The organism is Glycomyces sambucus, from assembly GCF_900102815.1.
In the GTDB taxonomy this organism is placed as follows: Bacteria; Actinomycetota; Actinomycetes; order Mycobacteriales; family Micromonosporaceae; genus Glycomyces; species Glycomyces sambucus.
Genome location: NZ_FNGF01000002.1, coordinates 293,180 through 306,163 on the forward strand (window position 1 = coordinate 293,180; position 12,984 = coordinate 306,163).

The 12,984-nt window shown below is 72.6% G+C and carries 15 protein-coding genes; 6 read left to right on the forward strand and 9 right to left on the reverse strand.

Going from position 1 to position 12,984, the window contains the following annotated elements; genetic code table 11:
• The 5 genes from BLS99_RS06495 (at window position 1) to BLS99_RS26065 (ending at window position 3,223) form a co-directional block, all read left to right on the forward strand.
• On the forward strand, window positions 1-564 hold the full coding sequence (locus BLS99_RS06495; protein WP_091045636.1) for a GNAT family N-acetyltransferase: 564 nt from the start codon (window positions 1-3) through the stop codon (window positions 562-564).
• A gap of 58 nt (window positions 565-622) precedes the next feature.
• Window positions 623-1,804: an LLM class flavin-dependent oxidoreductase gene (locus BLS99_RS06500; RefSeq protein WP_091045640.1), complete on the forward strand. Its 1,182-nt coding sequence runs from the start codon at window positions 623-625 to the stop codon at window positions 1,802-1,804.
• Between the two features lie 8 nt (window positions 1,805-1,812).
• Window positions 1,813-2,286, forward strand: coding sequence for a MarR family winged helix-turn-helix transcriptional regulator (locus BLS99_RS06505; RefSeq protein ID WP_218126319.1), 474 nt, complete (start codon window positions 1,813-1,815; stop codon window positions 2,284-2,286).
• Entirely contained in the window at window positions 2,283-2,978 is a 696-nt protein-coding gene (locus BLS99_RS06510) for a CE1759 family FMN reductase (protein WP_091045648.1), read from the forward strand. The genes BLS99_RS06505 and BLS99_RS06510 overlap by 4 nt, the downstream gene beginning before the upstream one ends.
• 101 nt (window positions 2,979-3,079) lie before the next feature.
• Window positions 3,080-3,223, forward strand: coding sequence for a hypothetical protein (locus BLS99_RS26065; protein WP_176953233.1), 144 nt, complete (start codon window positions 3,080-3,082; stop codon window positions 3,221-3,223).
• Window positions 3,224-3,288: 65 nt separating this feature from the next.
• Here BLS99_RS26065 and BLS99_RS06515 read toward each other — a convergent pair whose 3' ends face one another.
• The gene (locus tag BLS99_RS06515; RefSeq protein WP_091045652.1) at window positions 3,289-4,233 is read right to left on the reverse strand and encodes an NAD(P)/FAD-dependent oxidoreductase; all 945 of its coding nucleotides are present in this window, start codon (window positions 4,231-4,233) and stop codon (window positions 3,289-3,291) included.
• 80 nt (window positions 4,234-4,313) lie between these two features.
• Here BLS99_RS06515 and BLS99_RS06520 point away from each other — a divergent pair, with 80 nt between their 5' ends.
• Window positions 4,314-4,910 carry a helix-turn-helix domain-containing protein gene (locus tag BLS99_RS06520; RefSeq protein ID WP_091045655.1) on the forward strand — a complete coding sequence of 199 codons (597 nt, stop codon included), beginning with the start codon at window positions 4,314-4,316 and terminating at the stop codon, window positions 4,908-4,910.
• On the opposite strand, the gene BLS99_RS06525 is transcribed toward BLS99_RS06520, so the two are convergent.
• The 8 genes from BLS99_RS06525 to BLS99_RS06560 form a co-directional block, all read right to left on the reverse strand.
• Complete coding sequence (locus tag BLS99_RS06525; protein ID WP_091045658.1) at window positions 4,907-5,635, reverse strand: HAD family hydrolase; 729 nt, start codon at window positions 5,633-5,635, stop codon at window positions 4,907-4,909. The genes BLS99_RS06520 and BLS99_RS06525 overlap by 4 nt on opposite strands.
• A 277-nt stretch (window positions 5,636-5,912) precedes the next feature.
• On the reverse strand, window positions 5,913-6,803 hold the full coding sequence (locus tag BLS99_RS06530; RefSeq protein WP_091045660.1) for an ABC transporter permease: 891 nt from the start codon (window positions 6,801-6,803) through the stop codon (window positions 5,913-5,915).
• Window positions 6,793-7,602 (reverse strand): ABC transporter ATP-binding protein, encoded by an 810-nt coding sequence (locus BLS99_RS06535; protein WP_091045663.1) that lies wholly within the window; start codon window positions 7,600-7,602, stop codon window positions 6,793-6,795. The genes BLS99_RS06530 and BLS99_RS06535 overlap by 11 nt, the downstream gene beginning before the upstream one ends.
• Window positions 7,599-8,696, reverse strand: coding sequence for an ABC transporter substrate-binding protein (locus BLS99_RS06540; RefSeq protein ID WP_091045666.1), 1,098 nt, complete (start codon window positions 8,694-8,696; stop codon window positions 7,599-7,601). The genes BLS99_RS06535 and BLS99_RS06540 overlap by 4 nt, the downstream gene beginning before the upstream one ends.
• Before the next feature lie 230 nt (window positions 8,697-8,926).
• Window positions 8,927-10,300 carry an LLM class flavin-dependent oxidoreductase gene (locus tag BLS99_RS06545; protein ID WP_091045669.1) on the reverse strand — a complete coding sequence of 458 codons (1,374 nt, stop codon included), beginning with the start codon at window positions 10,298-10,300 and terminating at the stop codon, window positions 8,927-8,929.
• Complete coding sequence (locus BLS99_RS06550) at window positions 10,297-11,055, reverse strand: ABC transporter ATP-binding protein (RefSeq protein WP_091045671.1); 759 nt, start codon at window positions 11,053-11,055, stop codon at window positions 10,297-10,299. The genes BLS99_RS06545 and BLS99_RS06550 overlap by 4 nt, the downstream gene beginning before the upstream one ends.
• Complete coding sequence (locus BLS99_RS06555; RefSeq protein WP_091045674.1) at window positions 11,031-11,903, reverse strand: ABC transporter permease; 873 nt, start codon at window positions 11,901-11,903, stop codon at window positions 11,031-11,033. The genes BLS99_RS06550 and BLS99_RS06555 overlap by 25 nt, the downstream gene beginning before the upstream one ends.
• Window positions 11,900-12,964, reverse strand: coding sequence for an ABC transporter substrate-binding protein (locus BLS99_RS06560; protein ID WP_091045678.1), 1,065 nt, complete (start codon window positions 12,962-12,964; stop codon window positions 11,900-11,902). The genes BLS99_RS06555 and BLS99_RS06560 overlap by 4 nt, the downstream gene beginning before the upstream one ends.
• Window positions 12,965-12,984: the final 20 nt, after the last annotated feature.

Genomic DNA, 12,984 nt, shown 5'->3' on the forward strand with positions numbered 1-12,984 from the left:
ATGCGCATCAGGGCCGTGGCCGAAGCCGACCTGCCCCTCCTCCAGGACATCGAGCGCGCCGCCGGCGAGTGCTTCCGCACCGTCGGCATGGCCGCCGTCGCCGACGACGAACCGCTCACCCTGAAGGAGCTCGACGACTACCGCCGCACCGGCCTGGCCTGGGTCGCGGCAGAGGACGGGACGCCCGTCGCCTACCTCATCGCCGAGCCCGTGGACGGCGCCCTGCACATCGAGCAGGTCTCGGTCCACCCCGACCGGTCCCGCCTCGGCATCGGCCGCGCCCTCATCGACCACGCCGCGTCCCGCGCCGCCGCGGCCGGCTTCGCCGCGCTCACGCTGACCACGTTCACCGAGGTCCCGTGGAACGCGCCCTACTACGCCCGCCTCGGCTTCGCCGCGCTCGAGGAGGCGGCGCTCACCCCCGGCCTGCGCGCGATCCGCGACCGCGAGGCCGCCCACGGCATCGCCCGGTGGCCTCGCGTGTGCATGCGCCGCCCGGTCCCTACCGTGCGAGGCCCGCCTCGACCCGCCGGATCGGAATACTCCTCGGGACCCTGCCGTTAAGGTAGATGCAAACGCATCAACTTCGAGCCCGCCGCGGCGGGGAGAGCAGGGAAATCCGATGCAGTTCGGGATCTTCTCAGTCAGTGACATCACGCGCGACCCGATCTCCGGAACCACCCCGAGCGAGGCCGAGCGGATCCAGGCGATCCTCAAGATCGCCGTCAAGGCCGAAGAGGTCGGCCTCGACGTCTTCGCCATCGGCGAGCACCACAACCCGCCGTTCTTCTCCTCCTCCCCGACCACCCTCCTCGCGCACATCGCCGCCCTCACCGAGCGGCTGATCCTCACCACCGCGACCACCCTCATCACCACCAACGACCCGGTGCGCATCGCCGAGGAGTACGCGATGCTCCAGCACCTGTCCAAGGGCCGCATGGACCTCATGCTCGGGCGCGGCAACACCGCCCCCGTCTATCCGTGGTTCGGCCAGGACATCCGCCAGGGCCTGCCCCTCGCGCTCGAGCACTACAACCTCCTGCACAAGCTGTGGCGCGAGGACGTCGTCGACTGGGAGGGCCAGTTCCGCACGCCCCTCCAGGGCTTCACCTCCACGCCCCGCCCGCTCGACGACACGCCGCCGTTCGTGTGGCACGGCTCCATCCGCACGCCCGAGATCGCCGAGCAGGCCGCGTTCTACGGCAACGGCTACTTCGCCAACCACATCTTCTGGCCCACTTCGCACTCCAAGCGCCTCATCGACTTCTACCGCCAGCGCTTCGAGCACTACGGGCACGGCACGCGCAAGCAGGCGATCGTGGGCGTCGGCGGGCAGGCGTACATCGCCAAGCGCTCGCAGGACGCGGTCAAGGAGTTCCGCCCGTACTTCGACGAGGCGCCCGTGTACGGCCACGGCCCGACCCTGGAGGAGTTCACCAAGGGCACGCCGCTCACCGTGGGCAGCCCGCAGGAGGTCATCGACAAGACCCTGACCTTCCACGACGCGTTCGGCGACTACCAGCGCCAGATGTTCCTCATCGACCACGCGGGCATGCCGGTCGGGATGGTCCTGGACCAGTTGGAGCTGCTGGGCGGGGAGGTCGTGCCGGTGCTGCGCAAGGAGCTGGCGTCGCGCAGGGACCCGGAGTCGGCGGAGGCGCCGACCCACGCGGGCCTGGTGGCGGCGAAGTACGGGGAGGGCCCGGTGCGGCAGCCGCGGCCGAACGCCAACCGCGGCGACAACGTCACGGGCGCCTCGCCCTACCAGGACTCGGCCCCGGCGGCCGAGTACCCCGAGCTCTAGGAGGACCGGTGACGCGCTCACGGATGCGGCTCGCGAACGAGTCGTGGGAGTCGATCCTGACGGCCCATGCGGCGCTGATGAAGCGGTTCGCGGCGGAGCCGATCTGGGACGAGGTGTCGATGCGCGAGTACGACGTGCTGTACACCCTGTCGAAGCACGAGGGGCCGATGCGGCCGTTCGAGTTGGGCCGGGGGGTGCTGCTGAGCCAGCCGGCGCTGTCGCGGCTGGTGGAGCGGCTGGTCGAGCGCGGTCTGGTGGAGCGGACGCCCGATCCCGAGGACGGGCGCGGGCGGCGGCTGGGGCTGACGTCGGCGGGGCGTGAGGCGCAGCGGGCGGTCGGCGGCCGGCACGCGGTGGACGTGGCGCACGCGCTGGCGGACGTGCTGACCGATGAGGAGATGCGCCAGTTGGGCGCGATCGGACGCAAGCTGGCCGGGGGGAAGGCCCCGGTGCAGCGGAGCAGTGAGGAGGCCGTGCTGTGAGCACCGCCAAGGAGCCGTACCGGCTCGCCGTCGTGAGCGCCGGCACCAGCGACCCGTCGTCGACGCGGATGCTGGCGGACCGGATCTCGTCGCGGGTGGGGTCGCTGGCGCGGGAGCGGGGCGTGTCGGTGGAGGTCGAGGTGATCGACCTGCGCGAGTTGGCCACGGAGATCACGACGGCGATCGTGTCGCAGTTGATGGGGCCGAAGATGACGCGGGCGGTCGAGGTGCTGGGGCGTGCGGACGGGGTCGTGGCGAGTGCGCCGGTGTACAAGGCGGCGCCGAGCGGGCTGTTCAGTTCGTTCTTCCATGTGCTCGACAACGACCTGCTGATCGCGAAGCCGGTGGTGCTGGCGGCGACGGCGGGGACGGCGCGGCATGCGCTGGTGGTGGACGAGCAGATGCGGTCGTTGTTCGCGTACTTGCGGACGATGACGGTGCCGACGTCGGTGTTCGCGGCGACGGAGGACTGGAACTCCTCGGAGCTGGGGGAGCGGATCGGGCGGGCGGCGATCGAGCTGCTGCTGCTGATGGAGTCGGGGTTCGCCGAGCAGGTGCGGTCGGAGTCGTGGCGGTCGTACCAGCACGAGTACGGTTCGGCGGGCGGCACGGAGCTGGACATCGATCTGGGTTCGGATCTGATGCGGTTGGCGGCGGGCGGTGCGGCGCCGCCGCAGCGCAGGGCCGAGTGACCGACCGGGGGCCTCGGGGCGCGGGAGCGCTTCGGGGCCTTCGCCGTCCCCTGGCCGCGGGGTGGTCGCTGTACATTGGAGGGAACCCTGGGAGGTCCTTCATGAGCGATCGCGACATGGTCAGCACCGGTGAGTTCATCGTCTATCCGACCGAGGGGCCGGCGGAGGTCATCGAGACCGTCGAGGTGGTGGCGGCGGACCCGACGGGCGGCGACTTCCTCGACGCCGATACGGCGCCGGAGTGACGGTCAGGTCTCGTCCCGCAACGTGACGGCGCGGCGGCCCCGGTTCGGGGCCGCCGCGCCGTCGTTCACTTGCCGAGTCGGTGGAGGGCGACCGCGGCGGCGGTCTCCTCCTCGGTCAGGTCGGCGTTGATGAGGGCGCCGGCCATGGCGCCGGCGACCGCGGCGGGTCCGACCTGGGCCATGAGGTCGGTGACGTTGCCGGCGGCCCAGACGCCGGGGACGGCGGTCTTGCCGAAGGCGTCGGCGGGGACGTGGGTGCCGGCGCCGGACGGGTGGTCGGCGACCTCCAGGCCGAGGTCGGCGAGGAATCCGGCGCGGGCCTCCATGCGGGTGGCGATGGCGAACGCCTCGCGCGGGACGAGGCGGCCGTCGGCCATGCGGGCGCCGTCGGCCTCGACGGCGGCGATCGGTCCCTCCTCGACGCGGATGCCGCGGGCGGCGAACTTCTCGCGTTCGTCGGCGGTGAGCTCGGGCGCGGTGTGGGTGAAGAACACGAGGTCGGCGGTCCACTGCCGGAACAGGAGCGCCTGGTGGACGGCCATGGGGCCGGTGCCGATGACGCCGATGGCCTGGTCGCGGTGCTCCCAGCCGTGGCAGTACGGGCAGTGCATGACGTCCTTGCCCCAGCGTTCGGCGAGGCCGGGGATGTCGGGGAGCCGGTCGACGATCCCGGCGGCGACGAGCAGGCGCTTCGCGGCGACTTCGCGGCCGTCGTCGAGGGCGACGACGAACGACTCGTCCCGCCGGTACGCCTTGGCGACCCGGCCGGTGACGACGTGCCCGCCGTAGCCGCGGACCTCGTCTCGGCCGGTGGCGAGGAGTTCGCCCGGCGGGACGCCCTCGCGTCCGAGCAGGCCGTGGACGCCGTCGGCGGGGGCGTTCCTGGGTTCGCCCGCGTCGATGACGGCCACCGACCTGCGGGCGCGTCCGAGCATGAGCGCGCCGTTCAGTCCGGCCGCGCCGCCGCCGATCACCACGACGTCGTACCGGTCCCTCAGTTCATCGGTCACTTCGACCACCTCCTGCCCGTACCGTAGATCCGCGGGTGCGAAACCGGCAAGCTTTCTTGCCGGTCTGGCAAACTGGGGGCATGGACATGGACAAGGCGCTCGAAGCGGTGGGGCCGCGCCTGCGGGCGCTGCGAAAGGAGCGCGAGGCGACGCTGGCGGACCTGGCCGCGACCACGGGCATCTCGGTGAGCACGCTCTCGCGCCTGGAGTCGGGGGCGCGCCGGCCCACGCTGGAGCTGCTGCTGCCTCTCGCGAAGGCCCACGGGGTGACCCTGGACGAGCTGGTCGACGCGCCGCCGACGGGCGATCCGCGCATCCACCTGCGCCCGGTCGTGCGGCACGGGATGGTGCACCTGCCGCTGACGCGGCGGCCCGGCGGCATCCAGGCGTACAAGCTCATCATCCCGGCCGGGGAGCCGAGCGAGCCGGACCCGCAGGCGCACGAGGGCTACGAGTGGATGTACGTGCTCAACGGGCGGCTGCGGGTCGTCCTGGGGGAGCACGGCTTCGTGATGCGCCCCGGGGAGGCCGCGGAGTTCGACACGCGGACCCCGCACTGGTTCGGGCGGGCGGGGGAGGAGTCGGTGGAGTTCCTCAGCCTCTTCGGGTCCCAGGGCGAGCGCGCGCACCTGCGCGCGAAGCCGAAGGCGAAGGGCGGGTCCGGGGCGACCGGCTAGTCGAGGAACCCGAGGACGTGCGCGAGGCCGCGCTCGCCGGTGCGGGGCTCGCCCGGGAGGATGTAGGCGCGCAGGCCCGAGGCCGCGGCGCCGCCGTCCTTGGCGGGGTTGTCGCCGACCATGAGGGTCGCGCGCGGGTCGACGCCGAGCCGTTCGCACGCGGCGCGGAACAGGACGGGGTCGGGCTTCTCGGTCCCGTACTGGTAGGAGACGACGCGCACGTCGACGAGGTCGTCGAGCCCGAAGTGCGCCATGTGGACGCCGACGTCCCACGGGAAGTCCGAGACGATCCCGGTCCTGATCCCGCGGCGGCGCAGCTCGCGCAGCAGCGGCTCGGTGTCGGGGTAGGGCACCCACGCGTCGGGGGCGGCGATCGACTCGTACGCGGCGTCCTCGATGCCCTGGAGGTAGTCGATGCGCGCGAACCAGGTGAGCAGCGCGGTCCGGTGCCGCGCGGCGGACTCGTCGCGCCCGATCTGGGCCGCGGCCACCTCGGGGATCCGGTACGCCTCGTACAGCTGCTCGGCGGTCTTCTCCAGGACCTCGGCGTCCAGTGCCCGCCCGGTCGCCGCGGCGATCCGGCCCAGCCAGGTGGGGACGTCGACGAGCTTGAAGATCGTGTTGCTGAAGTCGAACAGGACCGCCTCGATCGGCGGCACCGGCCCGGCCTGCTCGGCCTCGGTCGGCCGGTAGGCGGCGGCGGAGTCGAAGAGGTTGTAGATCACGGCGGGCCTTCCGTTCGCTCTGGCATTCGCGGCGCCCCCTTGCGCCCGCCGCAACCGTAACCGCCCCGGAGCGCCCGGAACCACCGCCGCGGCCCCGCCGCACGCAACCGTCCCCGTCCCTTCGGCCGCCGTTCACTTCGCGGCGAGCCGGGCCCGGGTCCCCGCGAGCTGATCGGGGACCCGGGCCCGGGGCTTCGGTGGAGGGGTCTCGGTGGCGGACGCGCGGGTCCCCCGCGCAGGGGAAGGTGCGAGCGCCCTGCGCGGGGGAGTCTGCCTCCTAGCGGTCGCCCGCCAGGCCCCAGGATTTGCGGATGCGGTTGTCGGCGGCCTTGAACGCGGTGTCGACCAGGATGCCGATCACCAGGACCGTCACGATCCACGTGAGCACCCGCGCCGAGTCGTTGAACTCCCTGGCGCCCTGCATGAGCGCGCCGATCGAGCCCTGTCCGGCCACGATCACCAGCAGCTCCCCGGCCATGAGCGAGCGCCACGCGAACGCCCACCCCTGCTTGAGCCCGGACACGAACGACGGCAGCGTCGCGGGCAGGATCACGTGCCGGTACAGGCCGAAGCCCTTCATGCCCAGCACCGTCCCGACCCGCTTCCACGCCGGCGGCACGTAGTCGATCCCCGAGATGATCCCGTTCGCGATCGACGGGACCGCCCCGAGCACCACCACGAACAGGATCGCCGACTCCGAGATCTTGAACAGCAGGATCGCGAGCGGGAACCACATGATCGACGGCATCGTCTGGAGCCCGGTGATGAGCGACCCGATCGCCGCCCGCAGCGGCTTGAACCGCGCCACCGCGATCCCCAGCACCGACCCCACCGCCACCGACAGCGCGAACCCCGTCAGGGCCCGCTGGAGCGTGATGAGGATCGCCTGCCCGTAGTCGGGCGTCGCGGCGTACGCGACCAGGTCCTCCCACACCGTCAGCGGCGCCGGCAGGACCCATGGGGCCTTCCACTCGCTCAGGAACAGCAGCTGCCAGGCCCCGATCACCAGGACCAGCGCCAGGACCTTCGGCCAGGTCCCCGCCCACAGCCGCGAGGCGAACCGGCCCCACCGGGTCTCGGTGATCGGCGTGCGCTCCAGCTCGTCGAGCCCCGACACCCAGTCCCGGGACGTGTCCTCGGCCTCCGGCTTCACGGTCTCAGTTGGCATGGCGGCCCACCTCCTCCCGGAGCGCGTCGGTGATCTCGGCCGCCAGCGCCGCCACCGGCGCCGAGTCGATGCGCCGCGGCCGCTCCAGGTCCACGTCGTACACGTTGAGGACCCGGCCCGGGCGCGAGCTGAGCAGCACCACCCGGTCGCCCAGGCGGACGGCCTCGCGCACGTTGTGCGTCACGAACAGGACCGTGAGGTGCCGCTCGCGCCAGATGCGTTCGAGCTCGTCGTGGAGGAGGTCGCGGGTCATGGCGTCGAGGGCGCCGAACGGCTCGTCCATGAGCAGCACGGAGGCGTCCTGTGCGAGGGCCCTGGCGAGGGCCACGCGCTGGCGCATGCCGCCGGAGAGCTCGTGGGGCCGCTTGTGGGCGAACCCGGTGAGCCGCACGGTCTCCAGGAGTTCGAGTGCGCGTCGGCGTCGTTCAGCCCGACCGACGCCGCGCACGCGCAGGGCGATCTCGACGTTGCCCTGGACGGTGAGCCAGGGGAACAGCGCCGATTCCTGGAACATCATGGCGACGGGCTGGTCGACGTGGTCGATCCGGCCGCCGGAGATGTCGTCGAGTCCGGCGACGAGGGAGAGCAGGGTGCTCTTGCCGCAGCCGGAGGCGCCGAGGAGGCAGGTGAAGCTGCCGGGCGCGACGGTGAGGGAGACGCCGTCGAGGGCGGTGACGGCGCCCGGGCCGCGGCCGTAGCGCTTGACCACGTCGGTCAGCACCACGGCGCCTTCGGCCCGGGCGGTGTCGTCGTCCCGCGTGCCCGCGCCTGCGAACTGGGCTGTGCGGGCCCGGGTCATGCCAGGTCACCTGCCGAGACCTCGGTGTCGCCGCGGTCGGCGAGGACCTGGTTGAGGGCGTCGAGGGCGTAGATGCCGGTGAGGTCGACCTCTTCGAGGAGTCCGATCTCGACGGCGTGCTCCTTGCTGCCCTGGAGGGAGGCGGCGATGGGGTCGGCGGTGAAGCTCAGGTTGGCGAAGGCCGCGGCGATGACGGCGTCGTCGAGGCGCTTGTCGGTCAGGGCCTCGATGCGGTCGTTCGATTTGACCTGGGCCTCGTCGGGGTTGGCGGCGATGTAGTCGAGGGCGGCGAGGTGCCCTTCGAGGAACGCCTTCACCAGGGCGGGCTGCTCGTCGAGGAAGGTCTTGGAGACGATGATGTGGGTGGTGACGAACTCGCCGCCCTCCCACAGCTCGCGCTCGTTGAGGAACTCGACGGCGCCGTGCTTGAGCAGGAGGTCGGAGTAGCGCGGTTCGACGGCCCAGGCGGCCTGGACGGTGCCGTCGTCGAAGGCCGCGGCGACCTCGGAGTTGTCGATGGGGGTGACCGAGACGTCGCCGCCGCCGTTCTCGTCGGTGGCGAAGCCCTGCTCCTTGAGCCAGTAGCGGGCCGCGACGTCCTGGGTGTTGCCGAGCTGCGGGGTGGCGAGGGCCTTGCCGCGCAGGTCCTCGACCTCGGTGATCTCGGGTTTGACGACGAGGCCGGCGCCGCCGGAGGTGGAGCCGGCGATGATGTGGAGGGCTTCGCCGCCGGACTGGGCCCAGCCGTTGATGGCGGGGTTGGGGCCGATGTAGGAGATGTCGATGGCGTCGGCGAACAGGGCCTCGATCGCGGAGGGTCCGGCGTTGAAGACGGTCTCCTCGATGGTGACGGCCTCGGGGAGGGTGTCGGCGAAGACGCCGGCTTCGAGGCCGACGAGGGCGGGGGCGTGGGTGACGTTCCCGAAGTAGCCGAGGCGGATGGTGCCGCTGGCGGTGGCCGCGTCGGCGTCGGCGGCGGCCTCGTCGGGGTTCTCGTCGTCGCCGCAGGCCGCGAGGGCGCCGACGGCGGGCAGGGCGGCCGCGGCCGCGATGACGCTGCGGCGCTTGAGGGGGCGCGGGCTGGCAGAGCTCATGGGGATGCTTTCTGGTTCGATCGGGAAAGGAGCATTCCTAGTAGTCCGATTACTCCGACTAATCTAGTGGGAATTCTAGGATGGCCGCCGAAGCGGCGGCAACCCGGGTCCCGCGATGTGGGCGCGGAGAACGCGTTCCAGCTCGCGAAACACTGGCGGTCCCGCGCATTGGGACGGTTCCGTCCCTTATGCCCGGACGGTCCCGGCGGGCGGGCCGGGACCGTCCGGCGCTAGCGGGAGTGCGCGAGGACGCCCTTGACGGCCGAGGCGACCGCCTCGGCCCGCCGCGGGTTCTCCGGGCGCGCGAGCCCGTAGTGGCCCCGCAGCGTCGTCGCCTCGTACTCGGTCCGGAAGCGGCCCTTGGCCTGGAGGATCGGCACCACCTGGTCCACGAACGCCTCCAGCCCCGAGGGCAGGACCGCCGGCATGATGTTGAACCCGTCGGCCGCGCCGTTGTCGGCCCAGTCGAGGATCGCGTCGGCGACCTGCTCGGGCGTCCCGGTGAACGTCCGGTGCCCGCGCCCGCCGCCGAGCCGCCCGATGAGCTGGCGCACCGTCAGGCGCTCGCGCCGGGCCAGGTCCACGATGAGCGTGAACCGGCTCTTGGCGCCCTCGATCTCGTCCTCGGTCGGCAGCACCGCGGGGAGCTCCTTGTCGAGGTCGAGTTCGGACGGGTCGAGCTTGAGCTGCTTGGCGAGGTTCCCCAGCGCGTACTCGGGGACGATGAGCCGGTCCAGCTCCTCCTCCAGCAGCCGCGCCTCGGCCTCGGTCGAGCCCAGGACCGGGACGATGCCCGGCAGGACCAGCACGCCGTCGGGGTCCCGCCCGGCGTCCTTCGCGCGGCGCTTGACGTCGGCGTAGAACGCCTGCGCCTCCTCGATGGTCTGCCAGGCGGTGAAGATCGCCTCGGCGTGGTTGGCCGCGAACGCCCGCCCGTCCTCGGAGGACCCGGCCTGCACCAGCAGCGGGTGCCCCTGCGGGGTGCGGGGGACGTTGAGCGCGCCGGCGACCTGGAAGTGCTCGCCCGCGTGCGCGGCGGGGTACAGGAGGCGGTCGTCGCCCCACAGGCCCGCCTCCTTGTCGGCGAGCACCGCCTTGTCGTCCCAGGAGTCCCACAGCTTCTTGGCGACCTGGAGGAACTCCTCGGCCCGGGCGTACCGGGCCGCGTGGGACGGCAGCTCGTCGCGGTTGAAGTTCCGCGCCGCGTCCAGCGTGGCCGTGGTGACGATGTTCCAGCCCACGCGCCCGCCGGAGATGTGGTCGATCGACGCGAAGCGCCGCGCCAGGTTGTACGGCTCGTTGTAGGTCGTCGAGGCGGTCGCGATGAGCCCGATGCGCGTCGTCAGCGCCGCGATCGCGGCCAGGACCACCGTCGGCTCCAGCGACCCGGAGGGCCGGCGCCCGATCGTGCCCCACAGCGACGGCGAGTCGGCGAAGAAGATCGAGTCGAGCCGCCCGCGCTCGGCGGTCTGCGCGAGCTTCGCGTAGTGCGCGATGGACGTGGTCGAGTACGGGTCGGACTCCGGGAGCCGCCACGACGCCTCGTGGTGCCCGGTGCTCATCAGGAACGCGTTCAGGTGCAGCGGCTTCGGCGAGGTGCTCATGATTCCTCCGGTGTGATCTCGGCGCCGCCGGCGAGGCCGAGCGCGGCGAGCAGTTCGGTCCGGACCGCCGCGAACGCGGGGTCGGAGGGGTCGCGGGTGCCGTCGAGGTCGATGCGCCGCTCGGTCTTGACGACCCCGCGGTCCAGGACCAGCACCCGGTCGGCGAGGACGATCGCCTCGTCCACGTCGTGCGTCACCAGCAGCACCGCCGGGCGGTGCCGCTCGTACAGGGCCCTGAGCAGCCCGTGCATTTTGATGCGCGTCAGCGCGTCGAGGGCCCCGAAGGGCTCGTCGGCGAGCAGCAGCTCGGGCTCGCGCACCAGCGACCGGGCCAGGGCCACGCGCTGCTGCTCGCCGCCCGACAGCTCCCGGGGCCAGGCCCGCTCGCGCCCGGCCAGGCCCACCTCGGCCAGGGCCTCCTTGCCGCGCCCGACCGCGCCGGGGCCCTCCAGCCCCAGCACCACGTTGCGCAGGACCCGCTGCCACGGCAGCAGCCGCGAGTCCTGGAACACCACCGAGACCTGCTCGGGCACGGCGATGTCGCCGGTCCCCGAGGCGTCCTGGTCCAGGCCCGCCAGGGCCCGCAGCAACGTGGACTTGCCCGAGCCCGAGCGGCCCAGGAGCGCCACGAACTCGCCCGCCTCGATGTCGAGGTGGAGCCCCGACAGGACCGGCCGGTCGTCGGTGAAGGAACGGTGCAGGTCGCGGATCTGCACGGCCGCGGTGGCCGTCAGTCCTCCAGGGTGCGCCGCCATGACAGGGCCCTCCTTTGGATCAAGCGGACGACGGTGTCGGAGGCGAGCCCCAGGAGCGCGTACAGGACCAGGCCGACGATGATCACGTCGGTCTGCCCGTACGTCCCGGCCAGCAGCATCATGTACCCGATGCCGCTGGTGGCGTTCACCTGCTCAACCACCACCAGGGACAGCCAGGACGAGGTCACGGCGAACCGCATCCCCAGCAGGAAGCCCGGCAGCGCCCCGGGCAGGACCACCCGGCCCACGAACGCGCCCGGCCGCAGCCGCAGCGTCTCGGCCAGCTCGGCGTAGCGCCCGTCGATCGAGCGCAGGCCGTTGTGGGTGTGGATGTAGATCGGGATGAGCACCCCGAGCGCGATCGTGATGATCTTCATCCGCTCGTCGATGCCGAACCACAGCAGCAGGAGCGGCAGCAGCGCCAGGTTCGGGATGGACCGCTTGATCTGCACCGGCCCGTCCACGATCGCCTCGCCCCAGCGGCTCAGGCCCGACACGAGCGCGAGCGCGAGCCCGGCGAGGACGCCGAACACGAGGCCGAGCGCGAAGCGGCGGGCCGACACCAGCAGGTCCGGCCCCAGCCGCCCCGACTCCCACAGGTCCCACGCGGTCGTCACCACGGTCCACGGGGCCGTCAGGACCCGCGGGTCGATCCAGCCCTGCGCCGAACCCCAGCTCCACACGCCCAGCAGCAGGAGCGGGCCGATGAGGTACCCGAGCCGGATCGGCTTGCCGGGCCCGAGGCGGCGCTTGCCCCGCGGGCGCGAGGCGCGCCCGGCGGCCAGCTCCTCGTCGTCGACCGGCGGGATCACGGCCCCCGCCTGGGCCTTCGCCTCGACGGCCGTCATGACGCGCCGCCGTCGCCGTACTCGGCGATGCCCTCGGCCACCAGCGGCTCGAAGCGCCGGTCGTACAGGTCCTCGGCGTCCAGCACCTCGTTCCCGGTGCCCGCGGCGACGACCTCGATCGTCTCCTGGTGGCGCTCGATGGTCTCGTCCCAGGTCTCGGGGAAGTCCGGCTCGCCCTCGCGGTCGAACAGGTACGCCCCGTCCTCGGCCGACAGGCCCTCGTGCTCGACGTACCAGGCGTCGATCCACTCGTCGCGGTTGGCGCGCGTCCACAGCTTCGCCGCGCCCCACAGGCGCACGTACTCCGCGATCGCCGCCGCCTTGTCGGCGTCCTCCAGGACCTCCACGGGCGCGTACAGCACCCACGGGTCGTCGCGCAGGCCGTGCGGGATCGCCGTCGCCCCGTCCGCGCCGTACTTGTTGAGGTAGGACTTCACCTGGGTGCCGCCGATCGGCGCGACGTCGACCTCCCCGCCCGCCAGGGCGTTCGAGTACGTGTCGGCCGTGGACGGCAGCTCCACCAGCTCCACGTCGTCCTGGTCCAGCCCGGCCGCGTCCAGGACCCGCAGGATCAGCGCGCCCTGCGCCTGCCCGGGGGAGTACGCGATCCGCTTGCCCGCCAGGTCCTCGATGGACGCGACGGCGGCGCCGGGGGCCACCCCGAGGTCGTAGATCGGGTGGTCGAGCGGGTCGATGCGCCCCGCGGCGGCCACGATCCGGGTCGGCAGGCCCGTCCAGTTGGTGTGGATCGGCGGGATGTCGGCCACCGAGGAGATGTCGAGGGACTTGGCGCGGAACGCCTCGGCGGACTTGGGCCCGCCGGAGATGTTCGCCCACTCCACCTCGAAGGTCAGCAGGGACGCCAGCCCCGACAGCTCGAACGCGAGCTGCTGGGACGGGTCGCCGATGACGAGCTTGGTGCCCTCGGGCACCGCGGTCGGCAGGTCGGCGTCGGCCGCGAGCAGCGGCCCGGCGTCCTCTTCGGAGCAGGCGGCGAGGGCCAGCGCGGCGACGGCGGGGGCGCCCGCCAGGAGGGTTCGTCGAGTGGTCTTGGACGGCATGGGGATTGCCCTTTCGGGGA